Consider the following 21,104-nt stretch of genomic DNA (forward strand, 5'->3'; position numbering starts at 1 on the left):
TGTGGTAGCTTGTTTACTTGCACTGTTAGTGTTATGTACAATTATGTATGGTTTGTACAGCCGCAGCAAGTATAAATCGTATTTAGGTACAGGGCGCTTACCCGATATACAGGCGTGGTCGGTAAAGGCATCTATAAGCTGGGTGCTTAGTATCCTATTGTCAATTATTGCAATATTACTGGCTGTTACTCAAGATTAATAAGGGTGTTAAATTCCCCATTTTGTTAACTTTTTGCCATTGTATATTTAATATAGCCGTAACAATCAGCTCATCTTCAACGTAAAAAAAGCCACACGGGGCCATTTGATCACTTATAGCCGGAGTGGTAAAGTTTTTGCCTTGCTATAGGTTAATAAATAGTTAGCCCGCTAAATACACACATGTTAACACAACATTTTCAAGTACTGATCATTTGCTTTTTTTGCGTTGTATTTTTTTTGCTGATAGTATTTGGTATATATTGCCGGCAACGTTCAAACTCATATATAGGCACAGGCCGTGTAAACGATATTGAAGCCTGGTATTTTTGCGCGAATGTTGCATGGATATCTACCGCCTGCCTTTCGCTTGCCATAGTCATCGGGTTCATTTAATATTTATTGGATTATTTCCTCTACATGTGGCTTATAAGTGGCTGTATTTACATTTGCCTGCAACTCATGTAAAATATTGTATAAGCCAAAATTTGTACGGTTTACATATATAAAGTGCTTTACACCACGCGCCTGTTTAAATTCGGGCATCTTGGCAACCTTTTCGCCAAAACCAAACAGGTCATCAAAAAACTCTTTCTTACCAAAATCAAACGAATCGGTAATGTAGGGCTTGGCAAACAAGGTTATCATTTGCTTAAACATGGTGTAATAAAACTCAATTTGTGCCGGTGTATCATTAGGCAGTATCATTTCCAGCTTACGGAAGGCTTTGATGGTTTCTTCCCTGTTGTTGAACAGGCCTGTTGACGTTAAAGAAAAGAATGGATAGTAAAAATCATCGGGCATAACTTTAATACAGCCAAAATCAATACAACCCAGCTTGCCATCGGGCGTTATCAGGAAGTTGCCGGGGTGCGGGTCGGCATGTACGGCCCTAAGCTCATGTTGCTGGTAATTATAAAAATCCCATAGTGCCTGGCCAATCTGGTCGCGCAGTTCCTGCGAGGGGTCCGTTGCTAAAAATTCTTTAAGGTGAAGCCCATCCAGCCAATCCATCGTTATTATGCGCTTGCTCGATAGATCTGGGTAATAACCCGGGAACACAACGTTGTTCAGGTTTTTGCAGGCGATAGAAAACTCTATTGACCGGCGTACCTCCAGTTCATAATCGGTTTCTTCTAATAGGCGTTCTTCAACCTCGCGCATGTAAATGTCCAGTTCCTTTTCGCTCATGCCCAGCATCCTGAACGCAAATGGCTTCACCAGCTTAAGGTCAGACGATATGGAATCGCCTACGCCGGGATATTGTATTTTAACCGCCAGTTTTTTACCGTTCAGCTCGGCCTGGTGTACCTGCCCAATTGATGCCGCGTTTGTAGAGCGGATGTTAAACTTATCGTAGATCTGATCGGGCGTTTTGCCAAAGTATTTTTTAAACGTTTGCACAATTAGCGGCCCCGAAAGCGGCGGCGCGTTATACTGCGATTGCGTAAACTTATCTACATAAGCTTGCGGTAGCAGGTTTTTATCCATGCTCAACATCTGAGCCACCTTTAGGGCACTGCCTTTTAATTCGCTTAAGGATTGATAAATGTCTGTAGCATTATCCTCGTTCAACTGCGATTTATCCATATCAGGGTTAAATAGCTTTTTTGAATAATGCTTTATGTAATTACCGCCAATTTTAAAGCCCGTTTTTACAAACTTCGCGCTGCGTTCAACCTTACTGGTAGGTATGCTGTTTTGTTCGTTAGAGGTATTTTCGCTCATGTTATTCATTATCAAATAATGCAGCCATTATGTGCAGGTTTATATCGGTATAATCGTTAATTACCATATCGGCCAGTTTGGTAACAGTTGTTGCAGGATGCGCTGTTGTAATACCTGCAACCTTCATGCCCGCGTTACGGCCGGCCTTAAGGCCTGCGATAGAATCTTCAAATACCAGGCACTTTTCCGGTTTTACATTAAGTTGCTCGGCGGCCTTTAAAAATATTTGGGGCGAGGGCTTCGGCTCATTTACCATGCTGCCAATAATTAGGGCATCAAAGTACTGGCGAATAGCTATTCCCTCAAAAATAAAATCGACATCAGCCATATTTGATGAGGTTGCTAAAGCAATTTCAACCCCAAGGTTTTTAAGGTCAAAAAGAAACGTTTCAAGGCCGTTTACCGGTAGTAAAAAAGGCTTAAAAGCTTCTTCGTAAAGTTGTTGCTTTCGCCGCGCAATTTTAATTCGTTCTACTTCATCAAGATCATCGCCAAAAAAAAATTCAATGGTATTTTTAATAGGGACACCGCTGATTTCGGCGAGGTAAGTTTCGCGGCTTAATTCCTGTAAACCATTTTCCTTAAACAAACGCTGCCATGCTTTAAAATGGTATGGTGTATTATCTATTAAAGTACCGTGCATATCGAAAATGGCGGCAGCAAAAGGTGTTCTATTATTGTTCAATTACCTATCGTCTATTTTACTCGCCCGGTCATTGCTTCGCTCGACCACCCTCTCTCCGATACGAGGAAAGAGGGAAAAAATAAAAAGCGTTTTGAGCTTTTTATATCAAATTCTCCACCCTCTTTGCGAAGCAGAGAGGGTCGACCAGCGTTAGCGAAGTCGGGGTGAGTTAACTCGCGGCAAACGCAAATATCTCGCTTTTAAAATCCCATTTTCTCCTTCAGCCCTCCGTTCTTAGCCAAAAACTTACCGTACTCAAACAGGTTATCTATTGGCGAGCGCTGAAACAGATCAAAGGTTACATTAACGCCTTTCTCTATCGCCTCATCAGTTTTTTCAAAACCGGTAGAGTCATCATTTATCCAAAAATTAAGCACAAAGCCAAACTGTACCCAAAGGGCATCTTTATAACGTTTACTAAAGAATTTACGGTCGCTTAGTTCCTGGGTTTCTATACCCTCGTTCAGAATTGTTTCTGCAAAATTCTCAAATACCTCTTTTGCGGGCTCTAATACCTTTGGCGTACCTAAACTGCGGTGCTTTTTAATACTGTATACGGCAAAGCTGCGGTTGCTCTTTAGTAGTTCAAAAAAGCTATAAAAGAATGATAAAGCCTTTTCGCGCGATGAGTATTGTGACCAGATCTCCTGCGCGCGCACTTCGCTCAAGGTTTTAAGGATAAGGTCGGCCCAAACGCTTTGCTCTACAGCGTCAAATGATCCAAAGAAACGGTAAAATTCTTCTTCGGCCATTTTATTCTTTTTAGCAAATACGTAAACCGATTTTGGCTGCTGGCCTTCGGTCAATACGTAATCAATATATGCTTTCTGGATGCTTTCGCTGGTTGCCATGTTATTCTGTTTTAATAGATAAAAATAGGTATATTCTTTATTCGGTTTGTCATAACTATCTATAATTAAACGGCTGGCTTACAACCTTATTTTATTTGCATGTAGGGCATTTTTCCTGTACTTGCCATTTTCATCATTTAACACATGTATTATATAACACTAAACTGTGTTATTTGTTATTCTGTATATGGCGCGTATATTAAAAGAAAACCTACCCGTAAAACATTGCCCTATTTGCAAAAGGCCGTTTACATGGCGAAAAAAATGGGCAAAATGTTGGGATGATGTCAAATATTGCAGTGAGCGGTGCAGGGCAAATAAATAATTACCATTTTTGTAATTAATCTAAATAAGTTTAGATTAGTTGTTCCTATGGGTGATAAAGTTATACTGGTTTGGTTTAGAAATGATCTGCGCATACATGATAATGAAATATTATCTGAAGCCGTGCGACGGGCCGATAAAGTATTACCGGTGTATATTTTTGATCCATTCTATTTTAAAACCAGCGCTTTAGGCGCACTTAAGACCGGCAGTTTCCGTGCCCGTTTCCTGTTGGAAGCTGTTGCCGACCTCCGTAAAAACTTGCAGACTTTTGGTGCCGACCTCCTCATCAGGACTGGTGATCCGGCCGAAGTGCTTACACAGTTAGCAGAAGAATACCAGGTAAATGAGGTATACCATCACCGCGAAGTTGCGCCTGATGAAACCGATGTTTCTGAAAAGGTAGAAGCCGCTTTATGGAAAATGAAGCTTAACCTTAAGCATTTCATCGGGCACACGATGTACCATAAGGAGGACCTGCCTTTCCCTATAAAAGATATTCCTGATAGTTTTGTAACCTTTAAAAAGAAGGTGGAGCGCGATAGTACGGTTAGGCCCAGTGTTATTAGCCCCGAGCAAATAGTTATACCTGAAATTACGGATGCCGGCGAATTACCCACCCTCGCTGATTTAGGTGTCCCCGAGCCATTTGACGACGAACGAGCTCAAGAGAAATTTACCGGTGGCGAAACCGCGGCCTTAAAACAGTTGCATGATTATTTAGAGAACTGTATTCAAAGCCAGGGCAAAAATGTGCGTAGTGCTGCCTGCAATTCATCCGGTTTAGGTCCCTGGCTTGCTGTAGGGTGCATCTCGCCGAGGCAGGTTTACTGGGAGGTTGTTAATTATCACCGCGATCACCACCTGCCCAATACCGACCCTATTATGCTGGAGCTTTTATGGAGGGATTATTTCCGCTTTATGTTTAAAAAACACGGGCGAAAATTCTTTCGTTCTGAAGGGTTTGGCCAGGTACCCGAAACTGCCGACAACCAGGATGAACTGTTTGAACAATGGAAAAATGGCGAAACCGGTGTGCCTTTTATTGATGCCGCTATGCACCAGCTAAACGCCACAGGGTATATTACAAACTTCAGCAGGCAGGCAGTTGCAAATTACCTCACCAAAGAGCTGCAAGTAGACTGGACAAAGGGCGCACTTTATTTTGAGGAAAAGTTGATAGATTATTCACCCGCAAGTAACTGGGGTAACTGGGCGTTTGTTGCCGGTGTTGGTAACGATACTAAAAGCAACCGGTTTTTTAATGCCGCTAAACCTACCGATCAGTTAGATAGTAAAAGCGATTATATAGACACCTGGCTCCCCGCCGCGGCTGGTACTGTTAAATCATAATATTTACATGCGTATTGCGCAACAATCAGCGCGATAATCCGTATATGATACAATAGACGCAGTTCAAAAATTACTGTAACGGTCGCTTGTTGTGTAATATAAATTAGAGATTTATATCTATATGATTTTGCAATAATTCACTATTTAGCTTCAAAACATACCGGTTAGTTTCTTTTGCTATGTCTATCTAAAACTAATTGCATATTATTTCAGCTTTTGAGAGTATTATGCTTAATTTTGCTACCGTTTCAAAACATTGGTTTCTCATGGATCGCCTAAATTATATAAACAGCGCTAACGCCGCTTACATTGACACACTTTACGAAACTTACAAACAAGACCCCGAAGCGGTGGATTTTGGCTGGCAAAAGTTTTTTGAAGGCTTTGATTTTGGTAAAGATAATCAGGCCGCCCCTGCAGCAGCAGCAGCAGTTTCCACGCCCGAAGATCTACTGAAAGAGATAAATGTGATGAATATGATAAATGGTTACCGTACGCGCGGCCATTTATTTACTAAAACAAACCCCGTACGCGAACGCCGCAAATATTTCCCGGGTAAAGAGCTTGAAACATTTGGTTTAAGCGAAGCCGATATGGACACCGTATTTAACGCGGGCGTAGAAGTTGGTTTAGGCCCTGCAAAGCTACGCGATATTCGCCAGTTATTAGAACAAACTTATTGCCAGGCTATTGGCGCCGAATATACATACATCCGCAACCCTATAAAATTAAAGTGGTTTGAGGATAGGATGGAGAGCAAACGCAACACCCCAAGCTTTACAGCCGACGAGAAAAAGCAAATGCTTGCCAAATTGAATGAGGCGGTTGTTTTTGAAAACTTTTTGGGAACAAAATTCCTTGGTCAAAAACGTTTCTCTTTAGAGGGTGCCGAAGCGCTTATTCCCGCGCTTGATTCGGTTATCAGAAAAGGATCGGAGCTGGGTTTAGAAGAATTTATTATTGGTATGGCCCACCGCGGCCGTTTAAATGTGCTTACCAATATAATGGAGAAAACCTACCAGGAAGTGTTCACCGAGTTTGAAGGCAAAAACTTTGATTCTGAATCTCCTTTTGGCGGCGACGTAAAATATCACCTGGGTTATTCAACAGATATCGAAACCAAACAAGGCAAGAAGGTTCACCTTAGCCTTTGTCCAAACCCATCGCACCTGGAGGCTGTAGACCCGGTTGTTGAAGGTATTACCCGTTCAAAAATTGATTTTAAATACAACGGCGATCATTCAAAAATTGCCCCTATATTGATACATGGTGATGCATCAATAGCCGGGCAAGGTATTGTTTACGAGGTTTTACAAATGGAAAAGCTTGATGGTTACCGCACAGGCGGTACCATTCATCTGGTCATAAATAACCAAATAGGTTTTACCACTAACTATAAAGATGCACGTTCAAGTACTTATTGTACTGATGTTGCGAAAACTGTGCTTTCTCCCGTTTTTCACGTAAACGGAGATGATGTTGAGGCCTTGGTTTATGTAGTAAACCTGGCAATGGAATACCGCCAGGTGTTTAACGAGGATGTATTTATTGATATACTGTGTTATCGCCGCTATGGCCACAATGAGGCCGATGAGCCTAAATTTACCCAGCCGGTATTATACAAAGCTATAGAGGCACACCCTAACCCGCTACAGATCTACAGCAAAAAATTAATAACCGAAGGTACTATTGATGATAAATATGTAAAAACGCTGGAAAAGGATTTCCGTGGCGAATTACAGAAGATGCTCGACGATGCAAAAGCATCAGACAGGTTTACCGATACCATCCCAATGTTTGAAGGAGCATGGAGCGGCTTACATTTAGCTAATCACAGCGAACTTATCAGCGCGGTTGATACATCGGTACCAAAAGAAACTATTACCGAAATTGGTAATAAAATCACCAACCTGCCAACCGGTAAAGAATTCTTCAAGAAGATTGAAAAACTATTCCAGGACCGTAACGCTATGGTTAACAAAACAGGGGTGTTTGATTGGGCTATGGGCGAATTACTTGCCTACGGCACACTGTTGAAAGAAGGTTTCCCGGTAAGGTTAAGCGGCGAAGATGTTAAACGTGGCACCTTCTCACATCGCCATGCGGTATTAACCCTGGCCGATTCTGAAGATGAATATACCCCGCTTGAAACCATCGATACCAAAGCAAAACTGAGCATCTTTAACTCCCTGCTTTCTGAGTATGGCGTTTTAGGTTTCGAGTACGGTTACGCTTTGGCTAACCCTAATGCTTTAACCATTTGGGAAGCCCAGTTCGGCGATTTCTTTAACGGTGCGCAGATCATTGTTGACCAGTACATTGCCAGTGCCGAAACAAAATGGCAGCGCGGTAATGGTTTAGTTATGTTATTGCCGCACGGTTACGAAGGCCAGGGCCCAGAGCACTCGTCTGCGCGTGTTGAGCGCTTTTTAGAGCTTTGTGCTGATGATAACATCCAGGTGGCAAATTGTACAACACCTGCCAACTTCTTCCATATATTAAGGAGGCAAATGAAGCGCAGTTTCCGTAAACCATTGATCATTTTTACACCAAAAAGCTTGTTGCGCAGCCCTAATTGTGTATCACCGCTTAGCGATTTTACCGATGGTAAATTTCATGAGCTGATCGACGATAACTTTGTTGACCCTAAAAAGGTTAAACGAGTACTGCTTTGTACAGGTAAAATTTATTATGATTTGTTGGAGAAACAACAAACCGACAAGCGTAAAGATGTTGCCATTGTACGTGTTGAGCAATTATACCCAACGCCTGTACAGCAGATCCTGAAAATTAAAGCCAAATACGATAAGGCTACCGAATTTTTCTGGGTGCAGGAAGAGCCGGAGAACATGGGGGCATGGCCATACATTTGCCGCAAATTCCATAATGATAAGGTGATGAACCTTAATGTTATCTCGCGTTTAGAAGGCAGCAGCACTGCAACAGGTTTTGCGAAACAGCATGCCGCACAGCAACTGCATATTGTATCGAAAGCGTTTGAAGCACCAGCAGGCAAAGCGGTTAAAGAAACCATCAAAAAAACAACAGAGAAAATGGCTAATGCCGGTGCGGATTGATAGGAGTTAAATGTTTAAAGTAGAAAGTTAAAAGTTTTTGCCGATCACTTCTCTACTTTCAACCTTTAACTTTATACTTTCAACTAACAAAAAACACTACACTACTTACAAATATGAGTTTAGAAATAAAAGTTCCGCCGGTAGGCGAATCCATTACCGAAGTAACCCTGTCAGCATGGAAAAAAAAGGATGGCGACCAGGTAGAGATGGACGAAGTAATTGCCGAGCTGGAATCAGACAAGGCAACTTTTGAGCTTACCGCTGAAAAAGCCGGAACTTTAAAAATTGTTGCAGCCGAAGGCGACACTTTAGCTATCGGCGCGGTTGTAGCCAGCATTGAAGATGGCGGTGCTGCACCTGCGATAGCTGCTGAAAAAGCACCTGCTGCCACACCTGCAAGTGCTAAAACAGAGGAGCCTGGTACTGCCGTAAGCCCTGAAGTACCGGCTAATGGTTATGCACCTGCACCAGATCAAAGCGCATCGGCAACGTCTGCACCAGCATCATCGTTAGAAATTAAGGTACCACCCGTTGGCGAATCTATTACCGAGGTTACGTTATCGCGCTGGATGAAAAAAGACGGCGATGTCGTTGAAATGGACGAAGCTATTGCCGAACTGGAATCAGACAAAGCGACTTTTGAACTTACGGCCGAAAAAGCAGGTACGTTAAAAACTATTGCCAAAGAAGGTGATACATTAGCTATTGGCGCAGTTGTTTGTACAATTGAAGGTGGCGGTGCTACCGCGCCTGCTGCTGCTACTCCTGTTACCCCAACTGTTGCCGACAAGGTGAACGAGTCGCCACAAGCGGCTCCTTCAAAAGGCACTACTTATGCATCTGGCACACCATCGCCTGCTGCTGCTAAAATATTGGCCGAAAAAGGTGTTGACACTTCATCAGTAACCGGTACAGGTGTTGATGGCCGCATTACCAAAGGTGATGCACTTAGCGCGCAGTCAGAAAGCCAAAAGCCAAAAGCCGAAAGTCCAAAGCCAGCCGCTGCTGCACCTGCTACTCCTTCAGCACCGCAAGGGCCAAGGAGCGACCGCAGAGAAAAGATGTCGTCGTTGCGCAAAACAGTTGCCAAGCGTTTGGTAGCCGTTAAAAACGAGACAGCCATGCTTACTACTTTTAACGAAGTAGATATGCAGCCAATTATGGAATTGCGCAGCAAATACAAAGATAAATTTAAAGAGAAGCACGGCGTTGGCTTAGGTTTTATGTCGTTCTTCACCAAAGCTGTTACCGAGGCGCTTAAAGAGTGGCCTGCTGTTGGAGCACGTATAGAAGGCGAAGAAGTAGTTTACAGCAACTTTGCTGATATTTCTATAGCGGTATCTGCACCAAAAGGGTTGGTGGTTCCGGTTATCCGCAACGCGGAGAGCATGAGCCTTGCTGAAATTGAGAAAGCCATTGTTGTTTTAGCAGGTAAAGCCCGCGAAAGCAAACTTACCTTAGAGGAAATGACCGGCGGTACATTTACTATCACCAACGGTGGCGTGTTTGGTTCTATGATGTCTACACCAATTATTAACTCGCCGCAATCGGCTATTTTGGGTATGCACAATATTATCGAGCGCCCGGTGGCTGTAAATGGCCAGGTGGTTATTCGCCCGATGATGTACCTTGCCCTGTCCTATGATCACCGCATCATTGACGGACGTGAATCGGTAAGCTTCCTGGTAAGGGTTAAGCAATTGCTGGAAGACCCTGCAAGATTATTATTAGGAGTATAAATAAGGTTTGGCAACTTTTAAAAAGTTGTCAAACTTAAAAGGATATAAGCCTTCCGATTTATCGGAGGGCTTTTTTGTTGTATTCTCCGTCCTAAAGATATAACCTTTTAGCGTATCAGGTGATTGTTAATTGTGCTTCCATTCATCTACTTTAAAACCAGTTACCTTACAGTCTTCATCTAGATAAATAAGTAGATTTTTTCCGTAAACAGGATCAATATCACTTCCATAATCCAAATCAATATTATAAAATAAAGTATCATTGACCATACCGTCTGGCGTTCCGAGTGAATCAGTGATCTGTTCGTAAGTTAAGCCTTTCAATAAATGATTTTCAATCAAATCATCTAACATAACCTTTCTATTAGGATAATTTCCAATATCAACTCTTTCATCCCAAAGCTCTTTATTGAATTTTTGATTACATGAAAAAAGTGCTATTAATAGGATCAGTAATATGAAATTTCTCATGACCCTTTTATTAGTCCAACTCGTCATTACACCAACTTCCTCATCGCCATTATATAGCCAATATGTAATCCCTCGTGGAATGGCAGGAAAGCTATCGCCTCATCAATATTGCTCATTTGTACACCGTAGCGGGTGGTCCAGGTGGGGTAGTTTTCAAAAATGCCGTTTTTATAATCGTGCTCCAATTGGTCTATACTGGTTGTTAACAGGGTTTTTATATTATCATATTCGTCCTGGCTAACTGGTCCTGCGGGTTTACTGTCGGGTTTATATGCATCAAAAAAATCATCATCTATCCATGTGTTTAGCCCGGCACGCTTATAACAAACACCTTGTTGGGCGGCAATCATATGCCCCAGGTTCCATATAATGTTGTTGTTAAAGCCCGAGGGTATTTTATTTAATTGATCGAGGCTAAAGGCGTTAAGTGTCTCTATTATTTTAAGGCGGGGTTGGCGTATAATATCTAATTGTTTATCTATCATACTTCAAATATATAAGTTGTATCTATTAAGCGTTATGGTGCTTGCCGCTTTTATTTACCTTTGCAACAATGCAGGCAAATACGGCAACACACCAAACGCAGTCTAACAAACCAATATGGTATTTTATACTATGCTGGACACTGCTTAATGTTGTACAAGCCTGTACATTAGAGATCCATGCCGACGAAGCCTACTATTGGCTTTATTCCCGCTTTTTAGATTGGGGCTATTTCGACCACCCACCCATGGTGGCCTTGTTCATCAAATTTGGCTACTCCCTATTTCATAATGAATTTGGTACGCGCATCTTGACTATATTAAGTAACAGCATTTGCATTTATGTGATGTGGCTAATGGTTAAAGAGTACGGCGTTAAGGCCAAATGGTTTATCCTGCTGGTTTCGGGTGTGTTTATTTTCCATATTTATGGGTTTACCACAACGCCGGATGTGCCGCTGTTTTTGTTTACGGTGCTGTTTTATTACGTCTACAAAAAATATCTCGAACACAACACGCTTCAATACGCCCTGTTACTGGCTCTTATAGTAGCCGGTTTATTTTACAGCAAATACCATGGCGTGCTGCTCATTATATTTACGCTTGCATCAAACATATCGCTGATAAAACGCCGGTCTTTTTGGTTAATCGTATTTGGCGCTGTTGTGCTGTTCATTCCGCATATTTGGTGGCAGGTAAGCCACGGTTACCCATCTGTGAAATATCATTTATTTGAACGTAATGGCTCGGACTATAGCTTTGCCCGTGCCGGCGATTATATCCCCACGCAACTGGCCATGGGCGGCCCGCTTATTGGCTGGTTTATTTTTTATTCGGCCTTTAGGAATCGCGTTAGCGATGTATTTACCCGCACCCTTTTGGTAAACGCCGCAGGCACATTCATTTTCTTTTTATTGAATACCATTAAGGGCGGGGTAGAAGCACACTGGACCTTAATAGCCTTTGTACCATTGGTGATGCTTGCGCTTATTTACATCACAAAACAAGGCAAGCCGTTCAAATGGCTTAGTGTTTTGGCAATTATTAATGTTGTATTTATTGTTGGGCTGAGGATAGGCATTATGTTTGGCCCTGCCATATTGAAAAAGCCATTGCAACTGCGCAGCTATTACGGTTTTAAAGATTGGGCGCATAAGGTAAAACAGAAAGCCGCTGATAGCTATGTGATATTTAGCGAAGGTTTTCAAAACCCAAGCAAGTACGATTTTTATAATAATACAACTAAAGGGTTTAGCTATGATGCCCGCGATTACCGCCGTACGCAATTCAGTATCTGGCCAATTGAGGATAGTATGCAGCGTAAGCGTGTTTACCTGGTGCTCAATTATTATAATAAAGGCGTGGTTACCGATACCATCCAAAACGAGGCTGGTACCTGGTATGGTGGGTGGGTAGATGATTTCCGCACCTACCAAAAGATAGTGATTGATACCAAACCTAAAACGATCAATGCTAAACCGGGGCAAAAAATAGAATTTGACCTTTCTATAACCAACCCTTATCCATTTGCGGTTAATTTTACCAACGTTGGCTACAAACACCCCGTGGTATTAGAAACCTGCTTTTTTACACATACCACACAGGTAAATGTGCAAACTGCCGACAGCACTTTTAATAAAATTGCCCTTCAACAAGGCCAAAGCGCTGGGTATAAAGTTACTGCCATAGCGCCTACGGAAAAAGGCGCGTACGATCTGTTCTTTTCCCTGCGTACCGAGCCATTTACCGGCAGCAGGAATAGCCGGATAATAAAATTTATAGTTGAATAATAACGATACAGCATGATCAGAAAGATATACTTAGCTTTAATATTTACTCTTTTAACCGCAGGCGCGGCAAGCGCCCAGAATGTTGATTTCCACCTAAACGGAATGGGCTTTTTTGATAACCGCGAGTACAAGGATTTTGTGGCCCGTTCGCGTACCTATTCGGGTGTGCGCATTGCGGCAGATGTTGGTTTTAATATTGATAGCAACAATCACTTTATATTTGGTGCCAACGCCCTGCACGAATTTGGTGGTAACCCTTTTTTTGTGCGTGTAAACCCCGTGGCTTATTATAGCTATACCGGTAAAAACTGGTTGTTTAATGCAGGTGCGTTTAGTCGCGAAGGGTTACTTACCGATTACCCACGCGCCATGCTAAACGATACGCTGCGCTACTTTCGGCCCAATGTAGAGGGTTTGCTGACCCGCTTTAAAAGCCGCCATATTACCGAAACTGTTTGGATAGATTGGGTAAGCCGCCAAACTAATACAGATAGGGAACAATTTCTGTTCGGGTTTTCGGGTAAGTACCAGCCATCTTTAAAGAGCCAATTCTATGTGTCGCACTATTTCTTTTTATTGCATGATGCAGGCGCCGCGGTATTATTACCAGATGACCATATACAGGATAATGGCGCCGCGCAGGTAAAAATTGGAGCGGATTTAAGCCACCGTAGTTTCCTCGATTCGTTAAGTTTAGAAGCCGGTGGAATGTTATCGTTAGAGCGCATAAGAGGAGTAGATGGTTTCAAAAAGCCTAAGGGTTTTGTAGCCAATGCTTATTTAAGCTACAAGCGTTTTGCCCTGTTCGATGAATTTTATAAAGGCGATGGCCACCGTATACTGTTTGGCGACGCATTTTATGAAAAAAGCACCTACAACCGTTTGGATATTATTTATACACCATTTATTGCCAAAGGCATAAAAGGTCAGTTTGTATTTAGCCTGCATAACACGCCCGGATACAGCAGTAACCAGGAGGCATTTCGTTTAATATATGATATTGGCAGAAAGAACCTGGTGAAGTTTAAAGATTAAAAATATAATCTTTACGTAAATGTCATTCCGAAAGCGGCTTGAATAGTCTACCTTTATTATCTAACAAGATTTCTCACTATCGTTTCGAAATGACAACGATTTTTTATCTTCGCAGTATTTGCATTCTACCAAAATCCTATGAAAAAATCATTAGCATTGTTATTACTCCTTTCTACCCTCGTTCCATGCAAACTGTTTGCGCAGGATAATCGTTTCTCCGGTTGGGCGGCATTATTTCACTCACAAAAATTCTCTGATAAATGGGGCATGTCGTTTGACGCTCAATTCCGGTCGGCTGACCATTACGATTATTTACAGAATGTTTTGCTTCGCCCGTCAGTTAACTATTATTTCGATAAAAATAAAATGGCTGCCCTGGGTTATGCTTATATTGCTACTAATAACCACGCTAACGGTGTTGAAACATTCAGGCCCGAAAGCCGTATTTGGGAACAGATTATCATTAATACCAAAATTAGCAAAGCGGCTACCTTACAGCATCGCTTTAGGCTGGAGCAACGTTTCCTGGGTAATACCACCGCCAAAAACGACCATTATTTTTCACAGCGCCTGCGTTACTTTGCAAGGGCGGTTGTACCCCTTAAAAAAACTGAAGCCTTTACGAAAGGAACTTTCGTGGCCCTGCAAAACGAGGCCTTTGCCAACGTACAAAACAACCATAAGGTAAATAAGCACTTCTTCGACCAAAATCGCGCTTATGTTGCCCTTGGTTACCGGCTGCATAAAAAGGCCGATATTGAGTTTGGCTATCTTAACCAGTTTGTGCAGCAAACAGCGGCTACGTATTTTAACCACGTGCTGCAGGCGGCTATATATACCAGGTTGTAAAGTTAGGGTTTGATTTTGCTCCCCTCATGAGAGTGGGCGGTCAGAAATGTGCGATGGAAGGGGTGTGTTCTTTGCGCGAATAACACACCCCCAACCCCTCTCAAGAGGGGATTTTTTATTAACTTGCAATATGCCGCAGCTTAGTACCGACCAACATATACGCCAACTGGCCAACTTGGAACTGCTTGCCCGGCAGGTGGTAGAGGGGTTTATAACCGGTTTGCACCAGAGCCCATTCCATGGCTTTTCGGTGGAGTTTGCGGAGCACAGGTTGTACAACAATGGCGAATCGGTAAAAAACATCGATTGGAAACTCCTGGCCCGCACCGATAAACTTTTTGTAAAACAGTTTGAGGAAGAAACCAACCTGCGGTGCTATTTATTGCTCGATACGTCATCAAGCATGAATTACCCGGCACAGGGCACCGGTAAACTGCAATTTTCGGTTTATGCCATTGCCTCGCTTATGTACCTGTTTAAGAAACAACGGGACGCATTTGGACTGTGCTTATTTTCTGACAAGATGGATTGGATAAGCCCGGCAAGGTCAACATCAACCCATTTATTTCGCCTTTATGCCGAGCTGGAAAAGGCTTACGATAACCCTAAACAAAATACAACCACCAATATCAGCCAGGTGCTGCATCACATAGCCGGTGAGGTCCATCAGCGATCTATGGTGATCATTTTTAGCGATATGCTGGAGAATAGCTTCAACCCCGAAAAAATGCAGCAGCTTTTCGCGGCTGTTCAGCACCTGAAATATAAAAAGCATGAGGTGATAATATTCAATGTAACCAGCAAACAGCACGAACTTGATTTTAACTTTGATAACCGCCCGCACCACTTTGTAGATATTGAGACCGGTGCCGAGGTGCGTGTGCATCCCAATAAAATTCGCGATAGCTACCGATCGGCACTAAAAGAATACCGACACCAACTGGAATTAAAGTGCGCCCAGCATCATATTCAGTTGGTTGATGCAGATATTGAACAGGGCTATAACGAGATCCTTAAAACCTACCTTATTAAAAGAAACAGCATGATTTAAACTATCGGGCCTTTTATCGGTCTGGTATTTGTGCACACTTAGCGTAATTGGATAAAATTTTAAACACTAAAATAGTACTTACAGCATTTAACAATGTTTGTGAAATTGCTCAAATCAATTTAGCAGGCGCAGTGTTAATGAATAAACGCATATTTTAAGTATGAGACTTTCTGTAGAACGAAAACCCATAAGAGTAAACCCCGATCCCAAACGTGTAATAGCGCGATTTTTTTTTAACGGAAACGACCGGGCCAAGGAGGTCCTGCAGCGTGTAATGGATATTAGCGAAGAAACCGCCTTTGGCATTGTATCGCCGCTTTTGCAGGAATACTCTAAACGCCACCGTAATATAACCCGTGTACTTAACCGCCATTGCAGCAAATTAAAGCCGCTTATAGCCGAGCTTGGGATTGATTTTGATACATTAACCGTATACCGCAAATTGCTGATAGGCTCGTATTTTACACACGAATATTCTATCGAATCTGCCGCTTTCTTTAATCCCTCTATTATTGAAGACCCCGATCAAACCGAAATGGAAGACGGGCAACGCCGTGTTATCATTAGCTTTAGGGCAGTGGGTGAGGGGCACATATCGTCCATTACTTTCCGCCGGGCATTGATAGACAAGAACAATCAGATTACTGTATTGCCGGCCGGCAGTTATATAGACGAGGCCGAGATAGTACGCAACGCGGTGTATAACAAAAAGCTTTTTTTGGATAAGGCCGCTATCACCCAAATAGATATTAGCGTATTAAAGGAGTTGGAAGATAAGCTCGATCATCATTTCGAATATTCGAACCTGCGCCGCATTATTCTTGATTCGCAAAAGATACAGGAAGATGATAACATGAGGCTGGAGTACGATAAAGTACTTTGGCTGGCCGATTCATATTATGAGATCGTTTTCTCTTTAGATACCGATATTTCTGACAGGGTGATCTTTCCAATATCTGAATATGAGCGCAAAGGTATTGAGGATGCCCGCTTTGTTAAGTTTTATAACGAAGACGGTACTTACGCCTATTATGCCACCTACACGGCGTATGATGGCTCGTTAATTATGCCTAAGCTGTTGCAAACCACCGATTTTTATAATTTTAAAATAATGCCGTTATATGGCGCAGGCGCGCAAAATAAGAACCTGGCGCTATTCCCCCGCAAAATAAACGGTCGTTACGCCATGATATCCCGCATTGATGGCTGCAACAACTACATCATGTATTCCGATAAAATAAATATTTGGGAGAAGCCCGACCTGCTTCAAAAACCCAAATTTACCTGGGAGTTTGTACAGATAGGTAACTGTGGTTCGCCTATTGAAACCAAGGACGGATGGATTGTTATAACCCACGGTGTAGGCCCTATGCGCCGCTATGTACTTGGTGCAAGCTTGTTGAAGTTAGATGACCCAACTGTAGAGATAGGCCGACTGAAAGAGCCTTTGTTGGTGCCTAACAGCGATGAACGTGAAGGCTATGTGCCAAATGTACTTTACTCTTGCGGTGCAATTGTGCATAACAATAAACTCATCATCCCTTATGGTATATCCGATTCATCAACTTCATTTGCAGAAGTTGATTTGGATGAGCTATTGGCTAAATTTAAGGAAGACGGAATAGATTAAGGTTTATACTTAGAGGTATTTTTAAACAAAAGAGCGATGAGGTGATCTCATCGCTCTTTTGTTTAGACTGAGGTATTTCACAGATAATAACTTAATTTAACCACATGTTTAATCTTTTTAAAAGTACGCCTCAACCTGAGTTTAATATTCCTGGTGTTGGAGTTTTCTATCAATTAAAACATTCCGGGCGTATATTTTGGAGTATAACCACGGATATATTTTCAATTGGTCAAGATGTAAGTTTAACATCAACACATTTAATAACGCCGAGCCAAGCTCAGAGCAAGTTTTATCAATTCAAGCCTTATCTAAGCAATATGATGCCATAATTGAAATGGTGTTTCGTTACCTGATGGATGGAGACAAGTCATCTAATGCAACTATTGAAGATTTCAAGCGGTTATATTTTTTGATAGAGATTGAATTGGAAGCAAACAATATAAGATGGACTTATACTTTTGAACCTTATTATGATATGACAGGACCCTACAGTTATTTTGTTGTTATAATAATTGAGAATGGTAAAATTGTTGATTATTACGAAACTTAGCCCAATATCTGCTGATACAATTTTAAATAATCCTCCGCCATTTTCTCTTTTGAGAATTGGGAACTTGCCCATTCATGGCAATAAGGGCGGTCTATTGAGCTAAGCCGGCCTATAACATCCACTGCTTCATCAACCGTATTTACCAAGAAACCTGTTTTTTCGTGCTGTATCAATTCCGGCATCGAGCCCTTGTTGAAGGCGATAACGGGTGTGCCACAAAGCATTGATTCGGCCACGCTCATGCCAAATGGTTCGGCAAAATTGATGGGATGGAGGAGGGCGAGCGCATTGCCTAAAAGCTCATTACGCTTATCCGGGCCTGCCGGGCCTATGTACTCTATCTGTTCGTTCAACTCAGGTTCTATCCGCTCCTTAAAGTAATTTTCATCCTGGATAATACCCGCAATGATCAGTTTCTTTTTGGCTTTTTTGGCTATTTCTATTGCTGCTACCGGGCCTTTGTCGTGATGTAAACGCCCGAAATACAACAGGTAATCCTGTGGCTTTTCGGTCAATTTAAAATCCTTTGTATCTAAACCATTATATACGGTGGCAATGTAATCCAACTCCGGGCTGCGGTCGGCATTGCTTATAGACACATAATGTCCGCGCGAGTTGTATTTCTTGTATACCGGAATGATACGTGGCGATGAAAAGCCGTGAATAGTAGTTATCACCGGTGTTTTTATCAACCCCGTATAAGTTAGCGGTAAAAAGTCAAAGTTGTTGTGGATGATGTCGAAATCACCGGCTTGCTCCATCAGGTTACTAATGTGCAGGCATTCCAAAACTTTGGCATCCTGACTGCGGTCTTCTTCGTAACCTTGTTTGCATACGGATTGCAGATTACCTTCGGTAATAGAATCACCTGTTGCGAAAAGCGTAACATCCACACCAAGTTTTATTAAGCCTTCGGCAATGTTTGAGGCTACCTGTTCCCATGGGCCGTAATGCCTGGGCGGTGTGCGCCAGGCGACGGGTGCTAATATCGCTGCTTTCATCCTTAGCAGACTTTTAACTGCTGGTCCTCGGCTATTTTGTTATACTCGTACTCAAGCTCAAAAGCTTTAAGCACAGTAAGGTGCGATATCATATACGCTAAAGTGCTTTCTGCGCCCTGGTTACGGTTAATACCGGTAGGCAACAGGCCATCGCAGCAACCTTTGGTTTCGTGGTCATATAAAGGCGCGCGCAGGCTGTTTTCGCCCAGGAACCATTTATAACTCAGGAACATTTTTTCGATATACTGCGGTTTGCGGAAGATCTGGTACGCCTGGAAATGCATCAGCACCATGGCCATAGTTTCTATGGCCTGTTGGTCGTAAACCGGGAACTTGCCGCCGCGGTGATACCAGCCCTCGTTACCAACCGGGCTTAAATAACCGTTAGATAGGGTTAGCTTATCGAGGAATGCCATTGTTTTAAGTGCGATATCCCTTGCTTTTTGGTTACCCGTTATCTCGCAGGAATGTAACAAGGCCAAGGGCAGAATAGCGTTATCATAGGTCATGGTTTCTTCAAACCATTCCCAGTCATCGCTGCGGGTGTTTTCGTAAGCATCGATCAAGGGCTGTGTCAGTCGAACCAATTCGGCAAGCATACCTTCGTCTGTAGGGAAGGCCTGAAGGTACAAAGCGATACCAATGATAGTATTTGCCTGTCCGCGAATATGTTTTAAAGCCTTAAAGTGCGGATAGGATTTATGGAAGATCTCCATCGCGAACTCGCGGTAGGAGTTACTTGCCGCGCAATTTATCAGGTAGCCTAACGCCCAGATGGTACGGCCAAATGAATCTTCAGATCCTACTTCATCCAGATACTGGCGGCTAAAGCTTAAGAAGTTGCGGAAGTTGCCATCCTCAGTTTGCATGTAGTGGATATAGCTGAGGTAAATTGGCAATAGCTTAAAGGCATCGGTGCTTTTATTGCGCTGATAGGCCATTAAAGCCATAATAAGCGCGCGGGCGTTGTCATCCAAACAGTAACCCTCTTTTAGGTTAGGGATACCATACTTAGCATGCTGCACTATGCCGGTATCATCCGTTAGGCGCAAAACATGTGTAAGGCTAAACTTAGGTAGTATCTCAGGGTCAACAATGCTGTTCTTTAATATTTTATCGCTAAAATCGTGTTTGGCGGCGGCAATCTGCGCTACGCGGATAAACTCGGCACCGGTTGCAGGCCAGCGGAGGTGAAGTCCATATTCATACGCGTTTGATTTTAACTCGTTAAGTACTTTTTCATCGTTCAAAAGCTCGTTAACCGTTTCGGCCAGGGCTTCAGAATCTTTAAAGTCAAATAAACGGCCCCTGCCATCGGCTAAAAGCTCGGTAGCATGCCAGTATGGGGTTGATACCACGGCCGCGCCGGCGCCAACAGCGTATGATAATGTACCGCTGGTTATTTGAGCTTCGTTAAGGTAAGGCGTTACATAAATTTCTGCGGCGGTAAGGTAATCTATCAACTCATCTTCGGCCACAAACTTATTAATGAATGAAAGATGCTTTGAAACATTCAACTGTACAGCCAGGCTCTTTAAATGGTCGCGGTATTCCTCACCTGAGTTTTTAATAACACCGGGATGCGTATTACCCAGCACCACGTACATCACGTCGGGGTGTTTTTCCACTATTTTAGGCAGTGCCTTTACAACGGTTTCTAAACCTTTGTTGCGGCTAAGCAAACCAAAGGTTAGCATTACACGATGGTTTTTAAACTGACTAAGATTTTTAACCGGGTTAATGTCCGGTGCCTCCAGGTCGGGCACGCCGTGCTCAATAATCTGGATCTTATCTTCAGGTATATCGTAAATTGTTGTTAAAAACTCAACTGCACGTTTGCTCATCACTACGATCTTCGATGATTGCTCGGCAATTTCGCGAATGATGATGCGCTGTACATAGCTTGGGTCTTTTAATATGGTGTGCAGGATAGATATCAGCGGTTTTTCTAAACGGTTTATGAGTGGTAATACATATATACCGCTCTCGCCGCCATAAATGCCAAATTCATGTTCTAAAATAACGGCATCTGCGGTGCTGGTATTAATGTAGTTAGCAGCACGTATATAATCTTTTTGATGATTTTGGCGTATTACATATTTTACGTGTGACGGATATTCATATTCCTGCAAATTTTCAGAATCGTTAAGGGCAACCACAAAGCCACCGTCAAGCGGAGTCTTCCTATCAGGAAAGTTAGCATTGATGGCATTCATTAAATTGTGATTGAACGTAGCGATCCCGCATTCGCGTGGCGGATAGGTTGATATATATGCGATTTTCATATTAT

At 42.6% G+C, this 21,104-nt stretch carries 18 protein-coding genes; 10 read left to right on the plus strand and 8 right to left on the minus strand.

The features are described from left to right. Nucleotides 1–398: 398 nt before the first annotated feature. From ACFQZI_RS12080 to ACFQZI_RS12095, 4 genes are all read right to left on the minus strand, one after another. Entirely contained in the window at nt 399–590 is a 192-nt protein-coding gene (locus ACFQZI_RS12080; protein ID WP_377142812.1) for a hypothetical protein, read from the minus strand. Between the two features lie 7 nt (nt 591–597). Continuing rightward, a complete protein-coding gene (locus ACFQZI_RS12085) occupies nt 598–1,926 on the minus strand; it encodes an ABC1 kinase family protein (RefSeq protein WP_377142813.1) in 1,329 nt (442 codons plus the stop codon). Between the two features lies 1 nt (nt 1,927). Next, complete coding sequence (locus ACFQZI_RS12090) at nt 1,928–2,611, minus strand: HAD family hydrolase (RefSeq protein ID WP_377142814.1); 684 nt, start codon at nt 2,609–2,611, stop codon at nt 1,928–1,930. A 200-nt stretch (nt 2,612–2,811) separates the two neighbouring features. Beyond that, nucleotides 2,812–3,462 (minus strand): TetR family transcriptional regulator C-terminal domain-containing protein, encoded by a 651-nt coding sequence (locus tag ACFQZI_RS12095; RefSeq protein WP_377142815.1) that lies wholly within the window; start codon nt 3,460–3,462, stop codon nt 2,812–2,814. A gap of 187 nt (nt 3,463–3,649) precedes the next feature. Here ACFQZI_RS12095 and ACFQZI_RS12100 point away from each other — a divergent pair, with 187 nt between their 5' ends. From ACFQZI_RS12100 to odhB, 4 genes are all read left to right on the plus strand, one after another. Beyond that, nucleotides 3,650–3,787, plus strand: coding sequence for a DUF2256 domain-containing protein (locus tag ACFQZI_RS12100; RefSeq protein WP_377142959.1), 138 nt, complete (start codon nt 3,650–3,652; stop codon nt 3,785–3,787). Between the two features lie 47 nt (nt 3,788–3,834). Beyond that, a complete protein-coding gene (locus tag ACFQZI_RS12105; protein WP_377142816.1) occupies nt 3,835–5,139 on the plus strand; it encodes a DASH family cryptochrome in 1,305 nt (434 codons plus the stop codon). Between the two features lie 266 nt (nt 5,140–5,405). Beyond that, entirely contained in the window at nt 5,406–8,216 is a 2,811-nt protein-coding gene (locus ACFQZI_RS12110; RefSeq protein ID WP_377142817.1) for a 2-oxoglutarate dehydrogenase E1 component, read from the plus strand. A 113-nt stretch (nt 8,217–8,329) separates the two neighbouring features. Next, nucleotides 8,330–9,955: a 2-oxoglutarate dehydrogenase complex dihydrolipoyllysine-residue succinyltransferase gene (odhB, locus tag ACFQZI_RS12115; RefSeq protein ID WP_377142818.1), complete on the plus strand. Its 1,626-nt coding sequence runs from the start codon at nt 8,330–8,332 to the stop codon at nt 9,953–9,955. A 126-nt stretch (nt 9,956–10,081) separates the two neighbouring features. Here odhB and ACFQZI_RS12120 read toward each other — a convergent pair whose 3' ends face one another. Together ACFQZI_RS12120 and ACFQZI_RS12125 are read right to left on the minus strand one after the other, a co-directional pair. Beyond that, nucleotides 10,082–10,426: a hypothetical protein gene (locus ACFQZI_RS12120; RefSeq protein ID WP_377142819.1), complete on the minus strand. Its 345-nt coding sequence runs from the start codon at nt 10,424–10,426 to the stop codon at nt 10,082–10,084. 26 nt (nt 10,427–10,452) lie between these two features. After that, on the minus strand, nt 10,453–10,911 hold the full coding sequence (locus tag ACFQZI_RS12125; RefSeq protein ID WP_377142820.1) for a DinB family protein: 459 nt from the start codon (nt 10,909–10,911) through the stop codon (nt 10,453–10,455). A 68-nt stretch (nt 10,912–10,979) separates the two neighbouring features. On the opposite strand from ACFQZI_RS12125, the gene ACFQZI_RS12130 reads away from it, so the two are divergent. From ACFQZI_RS12130 to ACFQZI_RS12155, 6 genes are all read left to right on the plus strand, one after another. Then, nucleotides 10,980–12,698, plus strand: a complete 1,719-nt coding sequence (locus tag ACFQZI_RS12130; protein WP_377142821.1) for an ArnT family glycosyltransferase — start codon at nt 10,980–10,982, stop codon at nt 12,696–12,698. Between the two features lie 12 nt (nt 12,699–12,710). Next, a complete protein-coding gene (locus ACFQZI_RS12135) occupies nt 12,711–13,733 on the plus strand; it encodes a hypothetical protein (RefSeq protein WP_377142822.1) in 1,023 nt (340 codons plus the stop codon). A 138-nt stretch (nt 13,734–13,871) separates the two neighbouring features. Beyond that, on the plus strand, nt 13,872–14,582 hold the full coding sequence (locus ACFQZI_RS12140; protein ID WP_377142823.1) for a DUF2490 domain-containing protein: 711 nt from the start codon (nt 13,872–13,874) through the stop codon (nt 14,580–14,582). A gap of 130 nt (nt 14,583–14,712) precedes the next feature. Beyond that, the gene (locus ACFQZI_RS12145; protein ID WP_377142824.1) at nt 14,713–15,633 is read left to right on the plus strand and encodes a DUF58 domain-containing protein; all 921 of its coding nucleotides are present in this window, start codon (nt 14,713–14,715) and stop codon (nt 15,631–15,633) included. Between the two features lie 160 nt (nt 15,634–15,793). Next, nucleotides 15,794–17,263 (plus strand): glycoside hydrolase family 130 protein, encoded by a 1,470-nt coding sequence (locus ACFQZI_RS12150; RefSeq protein ID WP_377142825.1) that lies wholly within the window; start codon nt 15,794–15,796, stop codon nt 17,261–17,263. Between the two features lie 104 nt (nt 17,264–17,367). Further along, nucleotides 17,368–17,592: a hypothetical protein gene (locus tag ACFQZI_RS12155; protein ID WP_377142826.1), complete on the plus strand. Its 225-nt coding sequence runs from the start codon at nt 17,368–17,370 to the stop codon at nt 17,590–17,592. Between the two features lie 217 nt (nt 17,593–17,809). Here ACFQZI_RS12155 and ACFQZI_RS12160 read toward each other — a convergent pair whose 3' ends face one another. Both ACFQZI_RS12160 and ACFQZI_RS12165 read right to left on the minus strand, forming a co-directional pair. Next, a complete protein-coding gene (locus tag ACFQZI_RS12160; RefSeq protein WP_377142827.1) occupies nt 17,810–18,814 on the minus strand; it encodes a glycosyltransferase family 4 protein in 1,005 nt (334 codons plus the stop codon). A 2-nt stretch (nt 18,815–18,816) separates the two neighbouring features. Beyond that, on the minus strand, nt 18,817–21,099 hold the full coding sequence (locus ACFQZI_RS12165; protein ID WP_377142828.1) for a glycosyltransferase family 4 protein: 2,283 nt from the start codon (nt 21,097–21,099) through the stop codon (nt 18,817–18,819). Between the last annotated feature and the right edge of the window lie 5 nt (nt 21,100–21,104).

Source organism: Mucilaginibacter lutimaris, assembly GCF_042676625.1.
Lineage (GTDB): Bacteria > Bacteroidota > Bacteroidia > Sphingobacteriales > Sphingobacteriaceae > Mucilaginibacter > Mucilaginibacter lutimaris.

Bases quoted from the DNA above. Each gene is read 5' to 3' on its own strand.
- ACFQZI_RS12080 (WP_377142812.1), bottom strand. From the start codon at position 590: ATGAACCCGATGACTATGGCAAGCGAAAGGCAGGCGGTAGATATCCAT.
- ACFQZI_RS12085 (WP_377142813.1), bottom strand. From the start codon at position 1,926: ATGAGCGAAAATACCTCTAACGAACAAAACAGCATACCTACCAGTAAG.
- ACFQZI_RS12095 (WP_377142815.1), bottom strand. From the start codon at position 3,462: ATGGCAACCAGCGAAAGCATCCAGAAAGCATATATTGATTACGTATTG.
- ACFQZI_RS12100 (WP_377142959.1), top strand. From the start codon at position 3,650: ATGGCGCGTATATTAAAAGAAAACCTACCCGTAAAACATTGCCCTATT.
- ACFQZI_RS12105 (WP_377142816.1), top strand. From the start codon at position 3,835: ATGGGTGATAAAGTTATACTGGTTTGGTTTAGAAATGATCTGCGCATA.
- ACFQZI_RS12110 (WP_377142817.1), top strand. From the start codon at position 5,406: ATGGATCGCCTAAATTATATAAACAGCGCTAACGCCGCTTACATTGAC.
- odhB (WP_377142818.1), top strand. From the start codon at position 8,330: ATGAGTTTAGAAATAAAAGTTCCGCCGGTAGGCGAATCCATTACCGAA.
- ACFQZI_RS12120 (WP_377142819.1), bottom strand. From the start codon at position 10,426: ATGAGAAATTTCATATTACTGATCCTATTAATAGCACTTTTTTCATGT.
- ACFQZI_RS12125 (WP_377142820.1), bottom strand. From the start codon at position 10,911: ATGATAGATAAACAATTAGATATTATACGCCAACCCCGCCTTAAAATA.
- ACFQZI_RS12130 (WP_377142821.1), top strand. From the start codon at position 10,980: ATGCAGGCAAATACGGCAACACACCAAACGCAGTCTAACAAACCAATA.
- ACFQZI_RS12135 (WP_377142822.1), top strand. From the start codon at position 12,711: ATGATCAGAAAGATATACTTAGCTTTAATATTTACTCTTTTAACCGCA.
- ACFQZI_RS12140 (WP_377142823.1), top strand. From the start codon at position 13,872: ATGAAAAAATCATTAGCATTGTTATTACTCCTTTCTACCCTCGTTCCA.
- ACFQZI_RS12145 (WP_377142824.1), top strand. From the start codon at position 14,713: ATGCCGCAGCTTAGTACCGACCAACATATACGCCAACTGGCCAACTTG.
- ACFQZI_RS12150 (WP_377142825.1), top strand. From the start codon at position 15,794: ATGAGACTTTCTGTAGAACGAAAACCCATAAGAGTAAACCCCGATCCC.
- ACFQZI_RS12155 (WP_377142826.1), top strand. From the start codon at position 17,368: ATGTTTAATCTTTTTAAAAGTACGCCTCAACCTGAGTTTAATATTCCT.
- ACFQZI_RS12160 (WP_377142827.1), bottom strand. From the start codon at position 18,814: ATGAAAGCAGCGATATTAGCACCCGTCGCCTGGCGCACACCGCCCAGG.
- ACFQZI_RS12165 (WP_377142828.1), bottom strand. From the start codon at position 21,099: ATGAAAATCGCATATATATCAACCTATCCGCCACGCGAATGCGGGATC.